The 21,389-nt window shown below is 66.3% G+C and carries 17 protein-coding genes, 1 pseudogene and 1 other annotated feature; of the genes and pseudogenes, 8 read left to right on the forward strand and 10 right to left on the reverse strand.

All coding sequences use genetic code 11. The features are described 5' to 3' along the window. Positions 1–943, reverse strand: a 943-nt coding sequence (locus KK7_RS0110095; protein WP_010544527.1) for an FAD-dependent oxidoreductase, incomplete at its 3' end; no start/stop codon positions are given. Between the two features lie 106 nt (positions 944–1,049). On the opposite strand from KK7_RS0110095, the gene KK7_RS20485 reads away from it, so the two are divergent. Further along, the gene (locus tag KK7_RS20485; RefSeq protein WP_237709183.1) at positions 1,050–1,733 is read left to right on the forward strand and encodes a TetR/AcrR family transcriptional regulator; all 684 of its coding nucleotides are present in this window, start codon (positions 1,050–1,052) and stop codon (positions 1,731–1,733) included. 101 nt (positions 1,734–1,834) lie between these two features. Here the strand turns inward: KK7_RS20485 and kduI are convergent, their stop codons facing one another. The 4 genes from kduI to KK7_RS0110120 all read right to left on the reverse strand — a co-directional run bounded on the left by kduI (position 1,835) and on the right by KK7_RS0110120 (position 7,904). Next, positions 1,835–2,671 (reverse strand): 5-dehydro-4-deoxy-D-glucuronate isomerase, encoded by an 837-nt coding sequence (gene kduI / locus KK7_RS0110105; protein WP_010544529.1) that lies wholly within the window; start codon positions 2,669–2,671, stop codon positions 1,835–1,837. Between the two features lie 14 nt (positions 2,672–2,685). Beyond that, positions 2,686–3,837, reverse strand: a complete 1,152-nt coding sequence (locus KK7_RS0110110) for a glycoside hydrolase family 88/105 protein (protein ID WP_010544530.1) — start codon at positions 3,835–3,837, stop codon at positions 2,686–2,688. A gap of 138 nt (positions 3,838–3,975) precedes the next feature. Then, the gene (locus KK7_RS0110115; protein ID WP_029623161.1) at positions 3,976–6,939 is read right to left on the reverse strand and encodes a TonB-dependent receptor; all 2,964 of its coding nucleotides are present in this window, start codon (positions 6,937–6,939) and stop codon (positions 3,976–3,978) included. 182 nt (positions 6,940–7,121) lie between these two features. Beyond that, complete coding sequence (locus KK7_RS0110120) at positions 7,122–7,904, reverse strand: FadR/GntR family transcriptional regulator (RefSeq protein WP_010544532.1); 783 nt, start codon at positions 7,902–7,904, stop codon at positions 7,122–7,124. Positions 7,905–8,049: 145 nt separating this feature from the next. On the opposite strand from KK7_RS0110120, the gene KK7_RS0110125 reads away from it, so the two are divergent. The 3 genes from KK7_RS0110125 to KK7_RS23735 are packed head-to-tail and all read left to right on the forward strand — an operon-like array spanning position 8,050 to position 10,649. Then, positions 8,050–8,967: a DUF4861 family protein gene (locus KK7_RS0110125; RefSeq protein ID WP_010544533.1), complete on the forward strand. Its 918-nt coding sequence runs from the start codon at positions 8,050–8,052 to the stop codon at positions 8,965–8,967. A gap of 19 nt (positions 8,968–8,986) precedes the next feature. Next, complete coding sequence (locus KK7_RS0110130; RefSeq protein ID WP_010544534.1) at positions 8,987–10,246, forward strand: DUF2264 domain-containing protein; 1,260 nt, start codon at positions 8,987–8,989, stop codon at positions 10,244–10,246. Between the two features lie 16 nt (positions 10,247–10,262). Further along, complete coding sequence (locus KK7_RS23735; protein WP_100207563.1) at positions 10,263–10,649, forward strand: SDR family NAD(P)-dependent oxidoreductase; 387 nt, start codon at positions 10,263–10,265, stop codon at positions 10,647–10,649. A gap of 76 nt (positions 10,650–10,725) precedes the next feature. On the opposite strand, the gene KK7_RS0110135 is transcribed toward KK7_RS23735, so the two are convergent. Beyond that, positions 10,726–11,454, reverse strand: coding sequence for an SDR family NAD(P)-dependent oxidoreductase (locus KK7_RS0110135; protein WP_010544535.1), 729 nt, complete (start codon positions 11,452–11,454; stop codon positions 10,726–10,728). Then, positions 11,448–12,608 carry a galactonate dehydratase gene (gene dgoD / locus KK7_RS0110140; RefSeq protein WP_040598307.1) on the reverse strand — a complete coding sequence of 387 codons (1,161 nt, stop codon included), beginning with the start codon at positions 12,606–12,608 and terminating at the stop codon, positions 11,448–11,450. Before dgoD ends, KK7_RS0110135 begins: the two co-directional genes overlap by 7 nt. Before the next feature lie 204 nt (positions 12,609–12,812). Between dgoD and KK7_RS0110145 the strand changes: the two genes are divergently transcribed. From KK7_RS0110145 to KK7_RS0110155, 3 genes are all read left to right on the forward strand, one after another. After that, entirely contained in the window at positions 12,813–13,634 is an 822-nt protein-coding gene (locus KK7_RS0110145) for an SMP-30/gluconolactonase/LRE family protein (protein ID WP_010544537.1), read from the forward strand. Positions 13,635–13,680: 46 nt separating this feature from the next. Continuing rightward, complete coding sequence (locus KK7_RS0110150) at positions 13,681–14,445, forward strand: FadR/GntR family transcriptional regulator (protein ID WP_010544538.1); 765 nt, start codon at positions 13,681–13,683, stop codon at positions 14,443–14,445. A 200-nt stretch (positions 14,446–14,645) separates the two neighbouring features. Next, positions 14,646–17,519, forward strand: a complete 2,874-nt coding sequence (locus tag KK7_RS0110155; protein WP_010544539.1) for a glycoside hydrolase family 2 protein — start codon at positions 14,646–14,648, stop codon at positions 17,517–17,519. A gap of 92 nt (positions 17,520–17,611) precedes the next feature. Here KK7_RS0110155 and KK7_RS0110160 read toward each other — a convergent pair whose 3' ends face one another. The 3 genes and pseudogenes from KK7_RS0110160 to KK7_RS23740 all read right to left on the reverse strand — a co-directional run. Then, complete coding sequence (locus KK7_RS0110160; RefSeq protein ID WP_010544540.1) at positions 17,612–19,033, reverse strand: sugar porter family MFS transporter; 1,422 nt, start codon at positions 19,031–19,033, stop codon at positions 17,612–17,614. A 213-nt stretch (positions 19,034–19,246) separates the two neighbouring features. Next, positions 19,247–19,879, reverse strand: coding sequence for an alpha/beta hydrolase fold domain-containing protein (locus KK7_RS20490; protein ID WP_083836074.1), 633 nt, complete (start codon positions 19,877–19,879; stop codon positions 19,247–19,249). Then, positions 19,811–19,937 (reverse strand) — a sequence feature (AL1L pseudoknot). (Overlaps the previous gene by 69 nt.) Then, positions 19,836–20,164: pseudogene (locus KK7_RS23740) on the reverse strand (transposase); the annotation flags it as partial. It overlaps the preceding feature by 102 nt. The pseudogene KK7_RS23740 and the gene KK7_RS20490, both read right to left, overlap by 44 nt. 114 nt (positions 20,165–20,278) lie before the next feature. On the opposite strand from KK7_RS23740, the gene KK7_RS20495 reads away from it, so the two are divergent. Then, positions 20,279–21,389, forward strand: a 1,111-nt coding sequence (locus KK7_RS20495) for a recombinase family protein (RefSeq protein ID WP_193378012.1), incomplete at its 3' end; no start/stop codon positions are given.

A 21,389-nucleotide genomic window follows, 5' to 3' on the forward strand; every position in this document is an offset into this window, starting at 1 on the left:
CGCCCGCCGCCAGCTCCCGCGCCAGGAAATAGCCGTCCTCGATCGACATACCCGCGCCATAGGCGGCGTAGGGCGAGGTCGGGTGCGCGGCATCGCCGACCAGCGTCACCCGCCCCTTCGACCATTGTAGCAGCGGCGGCCGGTCGCGGATCTCCCAACGCTGCATATGCGCCGCCGGCGTGGCAGCGATAAGTTCCTGTACCTTGGCCGGGAATCCCGCCGCCCGCGTGCGGCAGAAGCCGATAACGTCGGCCGGCGGCGGCGCATCGGGGGCGCACGCCTCCAGCACCCACCATTCATAGCCCGACTTTCCTTCATGACGGATCGGCGTGTAGCTCACCTGCGTGGTGCGGTTGTGCGAGAGCACGCCGATCCCGTCCGGCACTTCGTCCAGGAACAGATAGCCGCCCACCAAATGGAGCCGCTGGTGCCGGATCGGCTGCTCGCCCCAGAGCTGCGTACGCACCATGGATCGCAGGCCGTCGGCGCCGATCACCACATCCGCTTCGGCCGTGGCACCGTTGGCGAAGGTAAGCCGCACCGAATCGCCGATATCGCGCATGTCGCGCAGTTCGTGCCCCAGCTTCAAGACGCCGGGCGGCAGCGCCGCGAGCATCCGCTGATACAAGCCCCAGCGCAGCAGGCCTATGAAGCCGCCGCCATATTCGCGCACCACCGCCTCGGGCAGGTTCACCACCGCGCGGTTCTTGCCCTTGGCGTTGCGGAAGAAGACCTGGCACGGCGCGCCAAGATCCTCGGTATCGACGCCGATCAGCTTGAGGACCTTCTGGGGCGGCGGCCACAGGTTCAGGATGTTGCCGGCCGCTTTCACCTCCGCCGCGCGCTCATAAAGCGTCACGTCGAACCCGACGCGGATCGCCGCCAGCGCGGCCGCCATGCCGCCCGGACCCGCGCCGATCACTGCAATGCGACCTGCTGCCATCAGCCTGCTCTTCTTCCCGTCCGCGAACGACTGCCGCGACGCCAATCTGATTCGTGATTAGATTGGCGTCTAATCACCGATTAGATCATTGGCAAGCGGCGGCGCAGTGCGTAAGGCGGCCCTGGAGGTTGCTGAAGCCATGTCTGCCGAGCCCGCCGAGCGGCGGCCCTATCATCGCGAAGATCTGCGCCGCGAACTGCTCGAGGCGGCGCTGTCCCATGTGCGCGACCATGGCCATCATGGCCTGTCGGTCCGCACGCTGGCACAGGCGGTCGGCGTATCGCCGGGCGCGCCCTACCACCATTTCAAGGACCGTCGTGCGCTGCTGCTGGCGATCGCATTGCACGGCTATGAGGCGCTTGGCGCGGCAGCCGCGCACGCCGCCTCCTCCAATGCGACAGCCAAGGACAAGCTGCTGGCGCTGTGCCTCTCGTTCATTGACTTCGCCCAGGCCAATCCGCGGCTGCTGGAGTTGATGTACGAAAGCGAACTGACCAGCCCCACCCCCGATCCGATGCTGCTAGAGCACCAGCATGCGGGTCGTTCGGCGCTGCAAGCGCAGTTGGAATGGGCGCTGCCGTCGCTTACCGAAGAAGCCCGCACGCTGCGGCTGCTATCCTTGTGGTCCACGGTCTACGGCTTCGCTTCGCTCCGCAACAAACATCTGATCGACCCATTTGAGCCGGCAGGAAGCAGCCCTGATCAGATTGCACGCGGCACGCTACGCCTCGCTGTAGAGGCGGCGTTACGTCAACCAGCGGATGGGCTTGCGCCTTCAACGATCGCTTAACGTGAACCGAGCCGGGTTTGTCGGAGGCCCCAACTCCTGAGAGGAAGGGTCGATGACGAACAAGTTCTCGCCTGAGGTCCGCACCCACGTCGCGGCGCGGTTCAGCGCAGCTGGCACACATCGACCACGGCCATGTCGTGATAGTCGAGATTCTCGCCCGCCATCGCCCACACGAAGCTGTAGGCGGTGGTGCCGGCGCCCATGTGCACCGACCAGGGCGGCGACAATACCGCCTCTTCGTTGCGCATCACGATATGGCGCAGGTCTTCCGGCTCGCCCATATAGTGGAACACGCGCTCCTGCTCCGGCAGGTCGAAATAGAGATAGATCTCGGAACGGCGTTCATGGACGTGCGGCGGCATGGTGTTCCACACACTGCCGGGCTCGAGCCGGGTGAGGCCAAGGCACAGCGAGGCGCTCTGGCATGTATGCGGCAGGATCAGCGGATAGATCGTACGCTGGTTGGATGTCACCAGGCTGCCGCGCTGCATCGGCTCGCTCTCGGCGGCCGTGATCTTGCGGAGCGGGAATGCGGCGTGCGCGGGAACCGACAGCAGGTAGAACCGCGCGCCGTCGCCAGCGAAGGTCACGTCGCGCGATCCCATCGGCACGTACAGCGCTTCGTATCTAGCCAGCGCGATCGCTTCGCCATCGACGCACACGATGCCCTCTTCCGCGCCGATATTGATCACGCCCAGCTCGCGGCGCTCCAGCAGCGGGTGTCCGGCCGCGCTGGCGGGTTCGGCCTGGTTCGGAAGCGCGAGCGGCTTGCCCACCGGCACCGCGCCACCGAGGATGAAGCGCTCGCCATGCGAATAGGCCAGGACGATCTCTCCGGTCCGGAACAGCTCGCTCACCAGATATCGATCCCGCAGCGCCTGGTTGGACGCGCCCGCCATCATGTCCGGATGGGTGGCGTAGTAGGTCTTTGCGAACACGCGTGGCCCCTCGTTCAGCGGTTGGGCGCATCGAGCGCGGATAGCTGGGTCGCCGCGAGCAGAAAGGCGCCGACGCCGTAATATTGCGTGTCGCCCGGGGCCACCTTGTCGGGTCGGTCGCTCACCTGCTGGACATAGCCGAGCCGCCCGTCGGGCTGGATCGCCCGTTGCAGCGCAGCCCAGCCACGGCGTACGGCCGGTTCATAGTCGGCGCGCGGCAGCAACCCGGCGTTGATCCCCCATGCCAGCCCATAGGTGAAGAACCCGGTACCACTCGATTCCGGCGGCGCCCCCTCGGGCGCGAGCAGCGAGGGCGACCAATAGCCATCGGGTTTCTGCAGATCCTTGAGCCGGCCGGCCATCTGCTGGAACAGGGCCTCCATCCGCACGCGATCGGCACTGTGCCTGGGCAGCAGCGGGATGATGCGCGCCATGCCGGCGAACACCCAGCCATTGCCGCGGCTCCAGAATTCCTTCCGCCCCTGGCCGTCCCGCCGTTCGAAGAAGCGGCTGTCGCGATAGAAGAGGCGCTGCGCCGGGTCGTACAGGAAATCGGTGGTGGCCCAGAATTCATGCATCGCAAAATCGCGGTACCGCGCATCGCCGGTCTGCAACGAGAGCTCCGCCAGCGCGGCGGGCGCCATGAACAGCGCATCGCACCAGCACCAGCGCGACAGGCATTCCGCCGCGCCATAGCCTTCCGGCGGGACGTGGAAGGCGAGCGATACGACGGCGGGTTCGTTCACGACGCGATCGAAGGTGCGCTTGGTCGGCGCGCGGGCGCCCTCGCCGGCGCCGTTGCGCGCGGCCCACAGATAGGCCTGGGTGATCGCGTGATCGTCCGCGAAATAGGGCTTGTCGCCCGGCAGCCAGCGATTGGCCGCGCCCATGTCTAGGATGGCCTGGCGGATGCGGGGCGGCCCACCCGCATCGGCGAGCGCCGTCATCCCCACCCAGAAGGCCGCCTGTTCCCAGGCGCGAGGATTGCGGGTCTCGCCGGTCGCGCGGGAAACGGTGCCGCCGTGCATCTGGCCGAGCTGCCAATCCGCAAGCCGCGTCGCGACCTCGATCGGGGTGGCGGCGGGCCTCGCCGCTGCTCTGCCCTGCGCGTGCACCGGACCGGATGGAGCAACGAGCAACAGCGATACCAAGGCGAGATACTTCATGTCATCCGTCTCCAGATCATGGCGCAGCGAGCGCCGCATTGCCCGCGGGCGGGGACGAGGACGTATCTGCCACGGCAACCGCCGCCGCCCCCTGCACCAAGGGGAACAGGCAGCCGTGCCGCATGTCCCCCATCCTTCTCAGAACCGACCGCGGATGCCGACGGCGATGGTCCTGCCGTTGAAATAGGAATTGTCGCGGTGGATGCGCCCGTTCGGCTGTTGCGGGTTCTCGAAATAGTTGAACACATTTTCGTTGGTGATGTTCAGCGCATCGACGCGCAGCTCCACCAGATCGTTGATCTTGTAGGATATGGTGGCATCGAGATACCCCTGCGGCGCGAAATAGCTGATCTCGTTGTTGCCGCTGTTCCGCTGCGCGCTGCCGGTCTTCGCGCGATAGTTGTACGAGCCCCGCAGCGAAAACGGTCCCTTCTCGTAGAAACCGGTGATGCTGTAGGTATAATCGGGAACCGTCTGCAGCTGGATGACGTCGCCGTTGGTCAGGACGAAATTGAAGTCTAGGCCCTTCTGGTTCTGATCGATCACCGTGAAACTGCTGGTCAGGCCCAATCCGTCGAACGGCGCCGGCAGGAAGGTGAAATTCTGCTGATAGGCGATCTCCAGCCCCTTAAGCTGCAGGCTCTCGGCGTTCTGCACGATCGTTCGGCGGATCAGCGGGTTGCCATTGGTCAGCGCATTGATCTGGGCCAGCGTACAGGGCGTGGTGGGCCCGCCAAAGGCGGCGCAGCTGAAGAAGCTGGCATCCAGGCCGGCCTGCGCGAACGGAATGTCCTCGATCACCGCCGTCGGGCGATCGACGATGTCCTTCTTGAACAGCCCCAGGCTCAGCAGGCCGCCCGGCGCGAAATACCATTCGAGCGCAGCATCATAGGTAGTGGCGATCTGCGGCCGCAGATTCGGATTGCCCACCGTGACGGCGGCGTTGAACACGTTGGGGACGACGATGCTGCCGGCGATGTCGTTCAGCGCCGCGCGCGTCAGCGTCTGCCCCATCGCACCGCGCAGCACCAGCTTCGGCGTCAGGTCGAACGCCAGGCTCATCGACGGCAGGAAGTTCTCGTACCCGCCCTTGCGATTGGTGGGGGTGAAGGTGCCGCCGGCATTGGTGTAGTTGTCGATATCCGTACGCGTATCCGAATAGCGGATGCCGACATTGCCGCGAAGCGCGTGGCCGGCGATGGGCAGCTTGAAGTTCGTCTCGAAGAAGGCGGACTTCACCAGCTCCTCGGCCTGGTAGGTCGCGTTCAGCTGCTGCGGAGCGGCGCGGTTCGACGCATTGGCCGCAAGCGTGTCCATGACGAAGGACCGCGAGAAGGTCGCGAAGTTGGACGGGTAGCCGGAATTTCCACCGTTCGCGAGCGTGCCATATTGGAGGAAGGGATCCATGTACTGGAACACCCCCGTCGGATTGGAGGCGAAGGTGCCCCCATTGGGCAACGCCCGCGCCCGGCCGAGCGCCGAGCCGTCCTGGGACGTACGCTCCTTGGTGCTCGAGACATAGCTGCCGCCGAGATTGAACGCGATGCTGCTGTCGCCGGTGTCCACCACCGTCCATTCGACGGCACCGCGCACGCTCTTCACTTCATCGATCTCGCGCTGCAGCCCGAAGCCCAGCGACGGGTCGCGATACAGGGTCGTGTCGGTGAAATTCACCGGGGAAGTGATCGTCGGATAGCTGACGCTGACGGTGGGATCGTAGGTCGTCTCGATACCGTAGATGTTGGAGACGATGCGGTTGCCCGACTGCCAGGCATCGCTCTTGCTGATCGCCGCCTGTGCGGAAAGCTTCAAGGCGTCGCTGACGTCATACACGGCGCGGGCAACGCCATATTTGTACTCGGTTCTGAAGTCGCGAAAGAAGCTTTCGGTCAGCAGGCTCGTGTTGCCGAACCGGCCGTAGAGATTGTTGTACGGGTCGATCTTCACGTCGAGCGGAATGATGCCGGCATTGCTGCCCCGGCCGGGCAAATCCGTCGTGCCGGGTGCCGTCCGGGTGCTGCGAACGGGTACGCCGAAGGTGAACTCGTCCATCTGGTCGGTCAGCTTCGAATAGATGCCATCCACGCTCGCCTCGAACCGGCTGCCCTTGTATTGCAGCGAGCCGACAAATCCCAGGCGCTCCCGTTCGGTGTTCGAGGTGTAGACGCGGTAGAAGCGCGGCAGCAGGGCGTTCTCGATCTGCGTGCGGCTGAGATTGCCGAAATTCGCCAGCGGGCTGTTGAGGTTCAGTTCGAACTGGAACGGGCCGCTCGTGTTGGCCGGCACCGGATTGGCAGCCGTCGCGTAATATGGGCGGCGACCCAGCGCCGAGGAATTGTAGCCGCCGGTCGACTGGAAGCCCGAGCGCTCGTTGACCGTCTTTGCATAGGCGACACCGAACAGCGCACCGAAATTGCCCCAGGTATCGCTGAGCACGACCGATCCGCGCGGACGCCATGCCTTGGACTGGGTGTTGTAATTGTACTGGGCGGTATAGCGGATCACGCGCCCGGGGCTGTCGAACGGACGCGGCGTCTGCAGATCGACATTACCGCCGATGCCGCCCTCCTCCAGATGCGCGAGCGGCGACTTGTATACGTCGACGCGGCCGAACAATTCGGACGGGAACACGTCGTAGTTGAAGGCCCGGCTGGAGCTGCCGACGCTGCCGGCGGAGGTCGTGCGGACCGGTGCGCCGTTCAGCGTGGTCACCACGAAATCGGCACCAAGACCGCGGATTTCGACGCGCTGCCCCTCGTTGGTACCGGCGCCACCGTCCCGCGAAAGGATGACACCTGGAATACGCTGCATGGAATCGGCGACGTTCGCTTCCGGGAACTTGCCGATGTCCTCGGCCACGATCGAGTCGCGGAAGCCGATCTCGTTGCGTTTCAGCTGAACCGCCTGCGCCAGGCTGCTGCGGAAGCCGGTGACGACGATCTCCTCCTCCGTCGTCGCATCCTGCCCGGCCGCGCTCTGGGGCTGGCCGGGCTGGGCTGGATCGGCCGCGCGCACCGCTTCCTGTGCGTAGGAAGGTGCTGCGGCCAGACTGCAGATGAGCGCGCCGGCAGAAACCGCTGACGCGAGTTCCGATCTCCCCATTCCTCTCTCCTCTTCACGTTCACGACCTTGCCGTGCGTGCGCAGCTTGTATGACAACTTTCCGCGCAGAGGTCAATCGCAGCGTTCGCTACATGGGCGTTTCAGAGGGAGAGGATGGCAAAAAGCGCGCCGCGCAACCAAGGGGCGGCGCCTGATATTATATGACAGGTTGGAGTCTGGCGCTCAGACCGAGTCGGCTTTGCGAGTCCGCAGGCTGGCGCTCAGGGTGGAGTGGCGCGTCAGGCTTTCGTGCATGTGCCGGCGGGCCGCGTCGCGCGCGCGCACGGAATCCATGCGGATGATCGCATCGACGATCGCCTCATGCTCGCTGAGCACCTTGGCCGCATAGGATTGATGCGCCTCGCGCGGCTTGTCGCCAAGGTAGAGGGTGCGCGATGGAACCAGGCGAAGGCCGAGGAATTCGACGAACCGAGGATAATATTCGTTCTGGGTGGCACGCGCGATCGCCAGGTGGAACGCGGCATCAGCCCGCGCCGCCGCCGCCGGATCCGCCGCAACCGCCGCCATTTCGGCAAGCGCATCCTGGATCGCGCCGATGTCGGCGGTCGTGCGCCGCGCCGCTGCCAGTCCCGCCATCTCGGTTTCCACGGCCATGCGGATCTCGAGCAGCTTGATGACGTCGGCCAGTTCCTGAATTTCGTCACGGGTGATCTGAAAGGCGCGATATTCCGCGGTTTCCGCGACGAACACCCCCGCCCCCTGGCGAGACACGGTGAGCCCGTGCGCCGTCAGCCGCGCCACCGCTTCGCGCACCACGGTGCGACTGACGCGCTCCGACAGCGCGATTTCCTTCTGCGACGGCAACCGCGCACCGGCAGGCAATGCCCCGGAAAGGATCTGCGCTTCCAGCTTGGCAAACAGATCCTTGGTCAGCGATCCGGTCCGCGCGCCCTCCCCGTCCCCCGACGAGGCTCGGGCAGCCTGGGCGTCATCCCTACTTGTCATACTAATCTCCGATGCGTACTCCATGATCTATCACCGCTCCACCGGCCAGTCGATCCGGATGGGAGGATAGGGGGAGGAAGTTATGCGATCACTTGCGCGTGGCCCCAGGACGATCGATACACGGTCCGCGTCGGGGAAGCCGCGCATGCTCCTCGCCGCATTGGGCCTCGCTATCGCCGGGCCGGCGCTGTCGCAGGACCTGCCGTCCCCCGAACGCCTGCCGCCCGTGGTGCAGCCGCTGCCGCCGGCGCCCGACCGCACGCCCCGCGCTGCCGTGATGATCGCCGGCTATCGCCATGACGATCTTCTGTGGGAGAACGACAAGACCGCGCATCGCATCTATGCGCGCGCACTGGAGGCGGACGAGCCCCCGTCGGGCTCCGGCATCGACAGCTGGGGCAAGAATGTGCCGTGGCCCTATATGGACCGGCAGCTGCGTGCCGGGGACCAGCACGGCTATCATGGCGAAGGCCTGGACTTCTATCATGTCGGCACCGGGCGCGGCGCGGGCGGACTGGGAATCTGGTACGACAACAAGCTGTGGACCTCGCGCAACTATCGCCGCCACCGGATTTTCAGGAACGGACCGGATACGGCCGACTTCGCGGTGGACTACGCCCCCTGGCCGGTCGACGTGGTGCGCAAGGTCTGGGAAACGCGCCGCTTCACGCTCCCGCTCGGTACGCATTTCACCCGCATGGTCTCCACCCTCCACTCGGATCGGCAAGGGATACTGACCGTCGGCATCGGCATCGGCAAGCGCCCCACCGGCGACGGCGGCGAGCTGACGGTGGATCGGGCGCGGGGACTGCTTTCGTGGTGGGGCCCGGGCAGTTCGGACCATGGCCGCATGGCGGTGGCGATCCGCGTCGATCCGGCACGCATCGTCGATATCCGGCAGGATGCCGACAATTATCTCGTCCTGCTGCGGGCCGAGCCCGGCAAGCCCTTCGTCTATTATTCGGGTTCGGCCTGGAGCCTGGGCCAAGGCGGCTTTCGGACGCGTGCCGCCTGGGACCGCTATGCCGCCGCCCAGCCGCTCGACTTCACGCCGCCGCGCTGAACGGCCGAGGGAGCTTCGCATGGAACGCCGCCACTTCCTGGCCGCAGCCGCCGGCGCCGGCGCGGTCGCAGGCACCGCCGCCGGCAACACGCAGGTGCACCGTGCCGCGCCCTCCGGCGCCGCCGATCGCCGCTACATGGTCGAACTGCTGACGAAGATGGCCGCGCCCATCCTCGGCCCCATGTCGCAAGGGAGGTTGCAGAAAACGTTCCAGCCGGCGCTCAGCCCCAGTTGGGACGGCCGCAATCCCAAGGTTGCCTATCTGGAAGCGTTCGGACGGCTGCTGTCGGGAATAGCACCCTGGCTCGCCCTTCCCGAAGACGGCACCGGGGAGGGATTGCGCCGCAAGGATCTGCAGCAAAAGGCATTGGCCAGCCTCGCCCATGCGGTCGACCCCGCTAGTCCCGACTATCTGCTATGGCGGCGCGAAGGCCAGCCACTGGTCGATTCCGCCTTCTTCACGCAAGCCCTGCTTCGCGCGCCCAAGCAGCTCTGGGAGCCGCTGGACGTCACGACCAAACGCCGCGTCGTCGCCGAGATCAAGCAGCTCCGGCGGGTCACGCCACCCTATACGAACTGGCTGCTGTTCGCCGCGATGAACGAAGCCTTCCTGCGCTCGATCGGCGAGGACTGGGATCCGATGCGCGTGGATCTGGCAGTCCGCAAGGTCACCGAATGGTATGTCGGCGACGGCTGGTATGCCGATGGCCCGCGCTTCCATTTCGATTTCTACGGCGCCTATGTGCTCCACCCGATGCTGACCCAGGTCCTCGACGTCGCGACGGCAGCGGGCAGCCGCATCGCCGGCCAGCCGGCAGAGGCGTTGCGCGAGCAAGCCTATCGGCGGATGCAGCGTTATGCCGAGCAGCTCGAGCGGATGATCGGGCCGGACGGCAGCTACCCGCCGATCGGACGATCGCTGACCTATCGCACCGCCGTGTTCCAGCCGCTGGCGCTGCTGGCGCTCCGCAAACGGCTGCCGGCACCCCTCCCCGCAGGCCAGGTCCGCGCCGCGACGATGGCCGCGCAACGGGCAATCTTCTCAAACCCGACGAATTTCGATGCGGCGGGATATCTGACGATCGGCTTTGCCGGGGCGCAGCCGGCGCTGGGGGACGTCTATTCCAACGCCGGCAGCATGTATATCGCGGCGGAAAGCCTGCTAGCGCTGGGCCTGCCCGCGGACGATGCCTTCTGGGTAGACCCGCCGATCGACTGGACCGCCAGACGGGCCTTCGCCGGACGGTCCTTCGCCACGGACCATTACATCGAAGACTAGGCGCTCCCCATTCGGGATGGCGGCACCCAGCAAGGCAGCCCCGTTGGCCTCCCCGGCGCCTTGGGCTGATGCGCGCGGCCTACCCGGCCTGGGCGCTTACCACGCCTCGAAATGGGCCGTCGAAGGCCTCTCCGAAGCCCTGTCCCAGGAACTTGCCGGAACGAAGGTTAGGCTGACGCCGGTCGAGCCCGGCCCTACCAGATCGATTGGGCGGGAGATTCGGCCCTGTACGCCATGCCCATCCAAGCCCATGCACCGGTGCGGGACGCGATGCAGGCCCGCCAGGCGCAGATGCCACCCGAATTGTTCGGCGAACCCGAAGCGACAGGCCCGGCGATCCTCGCGCTCGTCGACTCCGACACGCCGCCGCTACGGCTGTTCCTCGGCGTCCTGCCGACCATGATCGTGCCCGGCGCCTATACCGATCGACTGGCCAGCAGGAACAGTTGGAAGGAGGTGGCCGTCGCGGCGACCCGGTGTCAAAGCCGCCCCATCCGGCCGCCATCGGCCACGATATCCTCCCCGGTGATGAAGCTCGCACCGTCCGAGGCGAGGAATCGGGTGATCGCCGCGATGTCCTGCGGCACGCCGAGATCGGCCGGATCGACCACCTCGGCGCCCGACCGGATATTCGGGCTGGCACGCAGCATCGCGGTATCCACGGCCCCGGGCAGGATCGCGTTGACGCGGATGCCGAGGGGCTTGCCCTCGATCGCCGCGGACCGCGTGAGGCTGACCAGCGCCGCCTTCGCCGCCGCATAGGGCGCCACCAGCGGCGAGGTGCGACGGGCATGGATCGAGGCGATGTTGACGATGCAGCCGCCGCGCCGCATCACCCGCAGCCCGTGTCCCGTCAGGAGCGCGGCACCGACCAGATTGACGTCGAGCAGGCGCCGCCAATCCGCCGCCGCCAGTTCGGCGATCGGTTTGTACAGCATCATGCCGGCGATGTTGACGATCACGTCGAGAGCCCCGAACCGCTCGACCGCCAGCGCCACCGCTCCGGCCAGCGCCGACTCGTCCGCCACATCGACGGCACGGCTGAGCACCATCGCCGCCCCGCTTGCCTGCAGGTCGGCAGCGACACGCCCATCATCCTCCCGCAAGTCCAACAGCAGAAGGTTCGCACCCTCCGCGGCGAAGGCATGCGCGACGGCGAGACCGATATCGCCGAGCCCGCCGGTGATCAGAATGCCGCGGGTCACCATTCGCGCAATTCCCCGTCCGGTCCGCGCCAGGCGGGATTGCGCCACCGGTGCGGGGTTCGCGCCATCTCGCGCACCGCATCCTCGTCAATCTCCACGCCCAGGCCGGCCCCCTGCGGAAGGGCCACGGTACCGTTCGAAACGTCGAACATCGCCGGATTCTTCATCAGCGAGGCAAGATCCTGCGAAGGGCCGTTGTAATGAATGCCGAGCGACATTTCCTGGATCACGAAATTGAGCGTTGCCGCCGCGACATGGAGGCATGCCGCCAGCCCCAGCGGGCCGATCGGGCAATGGGGCGCGAACGCGACGTCATAGGTCTCCGCCATCGCGGCGATCCGGCGGCATTCCGAAATGCCGCCGGCATGCGCGAGATCGGGCTGGGCGATATCGATCGCATTGCTTTCGAAGAAGGGGCGAAAGTCCCAGCGGCTGTAGAGGCGTTCCCCCATCGCGAGCGGAATGCTGGTGTGCTGCGCCAGCTGGGCGATCGCGCCGGGATGCTCGCTCAGCAGCACCTCCTCGGCGAACAGGGGGCCCAGCGGCTCGATCGCCTGCAGCATGCGCCGCGCCATCGGCTTGTGCACGCGGCCGTGGAAGTCGACACCGACGTCGATGCCGGCATCGCGTACCAGCCCCACCCGCTCCACCAGCCCCTCGATACCGGCCGGACTGTCGAGCCAGCCGATCTCTTCGGTCGCGTTCATCTTCACGGCAGTAAAGCCCTGCGCCTTGCGCGCGGCGGCGGCGGCGGCGACATCGTGCGGGCGATCCCCGCCGATCCAGGCATAAACCGGAATGCGATCGCGGACGGCGCCGCCGAGCAGCTGGTACACCGGCACGCCCAGCTTGCGGGCCTTGATGTCCCACAGCGCCTGATCGATGCCGGAGATTGCCGAGAGCAACACCGGACCGCCCCGGTAGAAGCCCAGGCGATGCAGCATCTGCCAGGCATCCTCAATCCGATCGGGGTCGTGGCCGATCAGCCTATCGCGCGCCGCATCGATCGCGCCTTGCACCGCTTCGCCATGCCCCTCGAGCGTCGCCTCACCCCAGCCGACCGCGCCCTGGTCGGTTTCGATGCGCACAAACAGCCAGCGCGGCAGCACGGCGAAGCTTTCGATACGGCAAATCCTGTCCCGAGCCTCACCGTTCACGCGCGCCCGCCCTTTTCCCGGTATCCGGCCATCGATCCTCTCCCTCTGCTCGTCCGCACCGTGGAACGCTCCCCGGTCGGCGTGGGGACAATAAAGGACGCCCTCGACAAGGGTCAACAAAATATCATATTTTTGCCGTCGGTCACCTTTCAGGAAAGTGAGACGGCGTTGCAGGTCAGAGTCATTGAGCGCGCGCAACGGGACATGCTGGGCGAAGGCCCCTTATGGGACGAGGCGCGGCAGGCGTTGCTCTGGGTCGATATTGTCGGGCGGCAGGTGCATGCCGTGGACATCGACTCCGGGCGTCATACCGCGCTTCCGGTTCCGGAACCGATCGGCTGGGTTCTGCCGCGCGCCGCCGCCGATGATTTCGTGGCGGGCTTTCGCAGCGGCTTCGCCTTTCTGGATATCGATAGCGGCGCGATCCGGCCGATCGGCAACCCGGAACCCGAACGCCCGCAAAATCGCCTGAACGATGCCAAGGTCGACGCCGCCGGCCGGATCTGGGCCGGGTCGAAAGACGATCAGGACGAGCAGGCGAGCGGCGCATTGTATCGCCTGGACGCGGATCTTCGCTGGAAGCGGCTCGACGACGGCTACGGAGTCGCCAACGGCCCCACCTTCTGCCCGGAAAACAAAACTTTATATCACACCGACAGCGCCGCCCGCACGATCTACGCGATGGATCTCGCGCCGGACGGATCGCTTTCCGGCAAACGGGTATGGCTCCGGTTCGAGGACGCATGGGGGTATCCCGACGGCATGACCACCGATGCCGAGGGCTGTATCTGGATCGCGCATTGGGGCGGCGGCCGCATCTCCCGCTTTTCTCCGGGGGGGAAGCTGCTCCGATCCATCGCCTTGCCCGCCACCAACATCACCAGTTGCACCTTTGCTGGCCCGGCGTTGGACCGGATGTTCGTCACGTCCTCCAGGATCGACGCGGCAGAGGAGCCGCTGGCAGGCTGCCTCTTCGAAATCGATCCCGGCGTACAGGGGCTGCCCCAGCCCCGCTTCGCCGGCTGAGCCGCCGCCTGCTGACTTCGCCATCCCCATCGGCTAGTCGAACGCCATGGCCGAAGAGCATGACGTTGCAGAACAGAAAGGCCGGTCCGAAAACAAAGTGACCGGCCGCAATCTAACCGCGCGGATCGTGCACGATCTGGGCCGAGCCATCGTGACCGAACGGTTCAACAGCGCCACCGGTTTCCCCTTCGAGGCGGAGCTCTGCCAGCAGTATAACGCCAGCAGGCCGGTGGTGCGCGAAGCGGTGAAGATGCTGACCGCCAAGGGCCTGCTGCGCCCGCGGCAGAAGGCCGGCACCATGGTGCAACCCGAGGCGAGCTGGAACCTGCTCGATCCCGACGTTCTCAAATGGCTGCTGGAGCGGGAATTTTCGATCGATCTGCTGATCGACTTCACCGAGATCCGCATGTCGATCGAACCGCGCGCGGCGGGCCTTGCCGCACTCGGCGCCAGCGGCCCCCAACGGCGCCAGATCCTCACCGCGATCGACCGGATGTTTGCCGCCGAGAAGGGAGAGGACGATCCCTTGGAAGCCGATATCGGCTTCCACATCGCGGTGCTGGAGGCAAGCAACAACCGCTTCATGCGTCAGTTTCGCGACCTCACGGAAAGCACGCTGCGCTTCAGCATCCGCCGCACAAACGCCTATGCCGGCGTCACCCGGGCCAGCGCGATCAATCACCGCAAGGTCGCCACCGCGATCATGGAGGGCGATCCGGTCCAGGCGACGCGACTGATGCACGATCTGATCGAAGGCGCGCTGGATCTGCTGCTGGCGGCAGGCGGCCATGAGCCGCGCTCCAGCTTCTGAACCGGCAACCGGATGACGGCCGGTGGTCGCCGTCGCCTGCCTCGCTAGCTTAGGCGGCCGGGTCGCAGGCGTTTGCCGCCACCGAAGCGACGGCCGGCCTAACCTGCCGGAGGGCACCAAACCGCGCTTGCTTTCCCGTCCACGGCCAATAATATCATACTTAACTGGCATGGGAGACCATGCGGGCAGGGAGAGAGTTTTTGAACGATGCGTCAAACGCAGGTGGCGGCATTGCCCGTCGCCGCCTGATCCAGTCGCTCGCCGCGGCACCGTTTCTGGGGGTGGCGGGAGGCGCGGCGATGGCCGCGCAACCGGCGCAGGCACATGATCTCGCTGCCGTCTGGCGCCGCGCGCTCGACCCGGACGACAAGGGAGAGGCGGCACGCTGGTACGCGACAGAACTGGCGGACAAGCTGCCCCTTCCCGGCACCCTGGAGCAGCATCGGATCGGTCATCCGGTTGCGATCGACACGCCTTGGACGGGGGACATCAACGACAAGGGCTGGTTCACCGCCACGGAGGACGCGCCCTACCGCGTCGCCGGGCAGGTGAAGGTGCCGTTTTTCCTACAGCCCGATAGCTGGTATCGCGGCGCTGCCTGGTATCAGCGGGACATCGACATCCCCACCGACTGGCGCGGCAAGCGGATCGAGCTTTTCCTCGAACGCGCGCACTGGGAAACCCGTGTCTGGATCGACGACCTGCCCTTCGGCCGGAGCGAGGCGCTGCACGTGCCGCACCGGTATGACCTGGGTGCGCTCGCGCCCGGCCGCCATCGGCTGACGATCCGCGTCGACAATCGAATGATCGTGGACATCGGTCACAATGGCCATGGTGTCACCGATCACACTCAGGGCAACTGGAATGGCATCGCCGGTCGCATCGAGCTGCGGGCGAGCGAGGCGGCCTGGATCGACCGTATCGACATCCTGCCCCGCTTCGCCGACCGCACGCTCGTCGTGCGGGGTATCGCACGACGCCTGGAGAATGCGCCCTCGCCCCGCCAGGCGGACCTCCGCGTTGGCGGCCGGACCGTGCGCATGCCGGTGACGTGGCAGGGGAAAGAAGGCCGGTTCGAGGCGCGGCTCCAGATCCATCCCGAAGACCCCGCGGCCCGCCCCTGGGACGAATTCGATCCCGTGCTGCACGACGTTACCGTGCGGTTGGCGAATGGCGCGGACTGGCAGGGCCGTTTCGGCTGGCGCGACCTTGTCGGCGGGCCGGACGGGTTCAGGCTCAACGGCCGCCCGATCATGTTTCGCGGGGCGCTGGACTGCAGCATCTTCCCGCTGACGGGCCACCCGCCGACGGAGATCGCACCGTGGCGGCGCATCATGCGGCGGATCAAGGACTATGGCCTGAACCATATCCGCTTCCACAGCTATTGCCCGCCCCAGGCTGCGCTCGATGCCGCGGACGAGGCGGGCGTCTATGTGCAGGTGGAAATGGTCTGGGCCAACCAGTCGACCGTCATCGGCAGCGGCAAGCCGGTCGATGCCTGGGTCCATGCCGAAACCGATCGCATCCTGGCAGAGCATGGCAACCACCCCTGCATCGTCCTGATGACCCACGGCAACGAACCCGGCGGTGGCGACCGCGCGGGAGAAGCACGCCGCGACGCCTGGCTGGCCGACTATGTTCGCAAATATCGCGGCATCGATCCGCGGCGGCTGTGGACGTCGGGATCGGGCTGGCCGCAGCTTCCCGAAAACCAGTTCCACGTCACGCCCGATCCGCGAATCCAGGCCTGGGGCGAGGAGCTGAAGTCCCGGATCAACGCCAAGCCCCCCGAGACGCGGACCGACTATGCGGACTATATCGGCAAGCGTGCCGTCCCCGTCATCAGCCACGAGATGGGGCAATGGTGCGTCTATCCGAACCTGGAGGAGCGGCGCAAATATACCGGCCATCTGAAGGCCAGGAACTTCGATATCTTCGAGGATCGGCTGCGCGCCAGCGGGCTGCACGATCTTGCGCCGGAGTTCCACCACGCCTCCGGCCGGCTGCAGGTGATGTGCTACAAGGAGGACATCGAGAGCGCGCTGCGCACCCATCGCATGGGGGGCTTCCAGCTGCTCGGGCTGCAGGATTTCTCGGGCCAGGGCACTGCCTTGGTGGGCGTGGTCGATCCCTTCTGGGACGACAAGGGATATGTAACCGGCGAGGAATATCGCCGGTTCTGCGGTGCAGTAGTACCGCTAGCCCGCCTGCCCCGCCGCGTCTTTCGCTCGGAGGAGCAGCTCGAGTTTTCTCTCGACATCGCCAACTTCTCTGCCGCGCCCATCCAGGCAGCACAGATTGCCTGGCGGGTCGAGGATGCCGGCGGCCGCCGTATCGCCGAGGGGAGCTTCGCCGAACAGCGCGTGCCCAACGGCAATGCCCCGCTGTCGCTGACCGCACGGGCACCGCTGACCACGACGCGCGCGACCGCAGCGCGGTTGATCGTGACGGTCCGCGAGAACGGCCGGCCGATCGCGGAAAATGATTGGGATCTCTGGATCTACCCGTCGGCGACCCCGGCCCCGTCCGCCGGCATCAGCCGGGCCGATCGGATCGACGAGGCCGTGCTTGCCCGCCTCGACCGCGGCGAGCGCGTGCTCATCGGCCTTTCGCCGGACAGGATCGCCAACTATCCCGAAAGGCCGGTCAAGCTGGGCTTCTCCAGCATCTTCTGGAGCACGCTCTGGACCAATCAGCAGGCCCCGACCACGCTGGGGGTCTATTGCGATCCGAAGCATCCCGCGCTGGCCGATTTCCCGACCGAGGCCCACAGCAACTGGCAATGGTGGTATCCGATGCATCGGGCCGGCGCGCTGCGGCTCGATCTTTTGCCCGCCGGCGTTGAGCCGATCGTGCGCGTGATCGACGACTGGTTCACCGCGCGTCCGCTGGGCCTGATCGTCGAGGTGGCGGTCGGCAAGGGCCGCGCGATCGTCTGCGGCTTCGGGCTGGACGCCGAAGACCCCGTCAGTCGCCAGCTCGTCGCCAGCCTCGAAGCCTATATGGCAAGCGGTGCGTTCCGGCCGGAGGCGCAGGTCACCCCGCGCCAATTGCGCGCGCTCAGCGGCGCCTGACCAGGGGATCCCCGATCCGCGCGGTCGGGGGAACCGGATGGTCGCCCAAGGCAGCGGCGTCGGACCACGCCGCTGCCGCGCCATGCCCCAGCTTAGCGCCAGCCCTGTTCGATATCCTCGAGCGTGCGGTTCTTCGTTTCGGGCAGCTTAGCCGAGATGAACGCGAATCCGGCGGCACAGACGAACGCATAGAGCCAGAAGGTCACCCCCGTCCCCGCCGCCGCATTCAGCAGGGGAAAGGAATAGGTGAGCAGGAAGCACGCCGCCCACAAGGCCGTCGTGGCGACCGCCATGCTGGCTCCGCGCGCCTCACCGGGCAGGATTTCGGACAGCGCTACCCAGGTGACGGGCGCCAGCGTCATTGCGTAAAGGGCGATGGCTGCAACGACCAGCGCGAGGAGCGGCCAGCCCTGCAGCCCGTACAGATAGCAGGTGCCGAGGACCAGATAGATCGCCGCCAGTCCGGCACAGCCGATCAGCAACAGCCGCCGGCGACCGAGCCGCTCGATCGTGCCCAGCGCGACGAGCGTGAAGACCATGTTGACGACGCCGGTGATGACGATGTTGAACAGCGTATCCGACACGGCATAGCCCGCGGATGCGAAGATCTCCTGGGCATAGTTGAAGATCACGTTGATGCCGCACCATTGCTGGAGGACGGCAAGGACGATCGCGATTCCCAGAACCCGTCGCAGCCGTGCCTCCCCGAGCACCGATCGAAGCGAGCGCCCCGGCCCCGCCTGCAGCGCGGCACGAATCTGCTCCAGCGCCACGTCCGCATGGGCCTCTCCACCGAATGTCACCAGCACCGCCCTTGCCTGCGCCTTGCGACCATGCTGGAACAGCCAGCGGGGGCTTTCCGGGATCATCAGGCAACCGACCAGGAACACAATAGCCGGAAGGGCCGCCGCGGCGAACATCCAGCGCCAGCCCGTCGTCCCGTTCCACGATGCCGCGATATCGGCCGGCGCCGCCCCGGCGATGACGGGCTCCGCGATCAACAGATTGACGATCTGGGCACCCAGGAGCCCGACGACGATGCCGATCTGGTTCAGCACCACCAGTCGCCCGCGCGCGGCCGGCGGTGCGATCTCGGCGATGTACAGCGGTGCGAGGCCGGACGCCATGCCGATGGCGACACCGCCGGCGATGCGCCAAAGTACAAAACCGTGAAAGGATGCCGCGAACGCAGTGCCCAGCGACGAAACGGCGAAGATCACGGCGGCGATCAGCAGCGCCGGACGGCGACCGAACCGGTCGCTGAGCCCACCCGAGGCGATTGCCCCGGCGAGGCAGCCGATCAACGCGCAGCTCACCGCCCAGGCCTGATCGGTCGGCGCGGTCAGGCCGAAGGCCGCCTCGTAGAACGGCTTCGCGCCGCCGATCACGACCCAGTCGTAGCCGAACAGCACACCGCCCAGCGCCGCCACCATGGCAGACATCCATACCGCTCCAGACGCCTGGGCGTATTGCGCTTGGCCGGCCGGTTCCGATCCGGTCACATCGAAATGCATGGTGGTGCCTCTCCCAATCCGACGCCGGTCCCGGCGTAGTGATCATGGCGGCCAGCTACGGTCCGGACGCTCGCTCGGTCAATAAAAATATATTACTTTACTAGTCATGGGACGGTATCTCCCTTCCCGGAACGGGTTGGCTTGCCGTACTCCGTGCGCGATCATTCCCCGAGAGGGAGCGCACGCAGGCACGGATCGGCCCCTCGGTTTGGCTCAGACCGATACCGGTCGCTTGAATGCACGGCGGAGCGCGTCGTGCATCGCGGCGACGAACCGGATTGAGACGGGCGCCTGCGGAACCGCCCCGTAAAAGCCGTGATAGGCGCCCGGTACCACCAGCAGATCGGTCGACACCCCCGCGCCGATCAGCCTGCGCGCATAGTCCATGTCCTCTTCGACGAACAGATCGATCGAGCCCACCCCAATGAACGCCGGCGGCAGGCCTCGCAAATCCGCAACCCGCGCGGGAACGGAACCATAGGGCACGCTTGGCGAACCTGCAGGGACACCAAGGAAGGAACTCCAGCCGAACCGGTTCTGGGCAGGGGTCCAGCCGATGGCGCCGACCAGGTCGGGCGGCATGCGCGTACTGCCGGTACGATCGTCCAGCATCGGATACACCAAAAGCTGTAGCACCAGCGGAACCTCCCCGCGATCGCGCGCGGCGATGGCAAGCATCGCGGCATGCCCGCCCCCCGCGCTTTCGCCCATCAGCGCGATCCGCTCCCGGTCCACACCGAGCTGGGCCCGTGCCGACAAGCGCGTCTGATCCTGACGCTGAGCGACACGCTCGTGATAGGTGGACGCGGCAGATCGGCTCGACCCCATAGGTATCGCGGTGATCATCGATAAACGCGATCATCGTCGGAACGGGCGGTCGAGCTCCGCCTGCGCAAAACATGCCGACGCCTTGCGTAGAATCTCGTTGGCCTGCCGCAGCTCGCGGACCTCGCGTTCCAGCGCCTTCACCTTGTCGGCGACCTCGGTCGGGACACCGGCGCGCTTACCGCTATCGACCTCGGCCTTCTTCACCCACTCAAATAACGTCTGCGGAACGCAGCCGATCTTCTCCGAGATCGACACAATAGCCGCCCAGCGAGAGGGATGGTCGGCCCCGTGATCCAGCACCATCCGCACCGCACGCTCGCGGACCTCATACCAAGCTGTGGGGCCTCTGACTCACGAGGGATTCCCAAGTCGGCGAAAATCTGAATCTATGGCGCGGCGGCTTTGGAGTGCGGCGCCATGGGTTCAGCGATCCGTTTGCGGGAAGATTTCGACGGTGCAGCGCTGCGACGATTGTCGCGGGGGACGAAGAGCGCGAACCAGGCACGGCGGCTGTTGGCCTTGGCCGAGATTTACGATGGCGGCAGCCGGAGCGCAGCGGCTCGGATCGACGTCGCGCCCAGTCTCATCGACGAGGATCGCACCCTGCCGCATAACGTCGCCGGCGCGATCGAGGGTGACGGCCACGGTCGCGTCGAGAAGGGGATGGCCGGGGGCCAAGATCGCAGCACGTGGCTGGCCTTCTACATGATCCTTCTCGAAGCAGACGCGCTCATAGCGGGAGAGCACGGGATCGCCGTCCTCGCCGGCCGCACCGCTGGTGGCCGGGTTTATGGCTACAAGCGGGTAATCCGGCTCGGCGCAGACGGCGAGCGCATCCGTGGCCTCATCGAGATCGACGAAGGCCAGGCAGCTGTCGTCCGGCAGAGCTTCGAATGGTTCGCGTCGGGGCTCTCTTCGATCCAGATCGCCAAGCGGCTGAATGAGCAGGGCGTGCCTGGTCCGCGCGGCGGTCAATGGAATGCATCGACCATCCGCGGCGATCCCGCGAAGCTGGTAGGGATCCTCAACAATCTGCTCTATGTCGGCCGGCTGGTCTGGGGACGTCGTCATTGGCGGCGAACCCCTGACAGCGAAAAGCGGGAACGCCGCTACCGCTTGCGGGACCCATCGGAATGGGTCGAGATTGCGGTGCCCGATCTCCGCATCGTCGATGATGCGTCATTCGAGGCCGCTCAGGCGGAGATCAAAAAGCGCAAAAGGGTGTCATCGGCAGCCTCTCCTGCCGGACGCAACCGCGCGAAGCACCTGCTTTCCGGTCTCATCCGGTGCAGCTGCTGCGGGTCCAACTACACGATCAGCGGGAAGGACTATTATCGCTGTGCCGCGCAGAAAGAGCGCGGCACCTGCGGGAACCGGATCTCGGTGCGCAAGGGCCCGCTCGAGACGGCAACGCTGGCCATTCTCCAGGAGCATCTGCTGACCGATGACCACGCCCGGCTGTTCGCCGAGGAGTTCGAACGCGAGACGCGTCGGCTGGGGCAGCGGGATCGCTGCGACCAGAATGCCG

Source organism: Sphingomonas elodea ATCC 31461, from assembly GCF_000226955.1.
Lineage (GTDB): Bacteria > Pseudomonadota > Alphaproteobacteria > Sphingomonadales > Sphingomonadaceae > Sphingomonas > Sphingomonas elodea.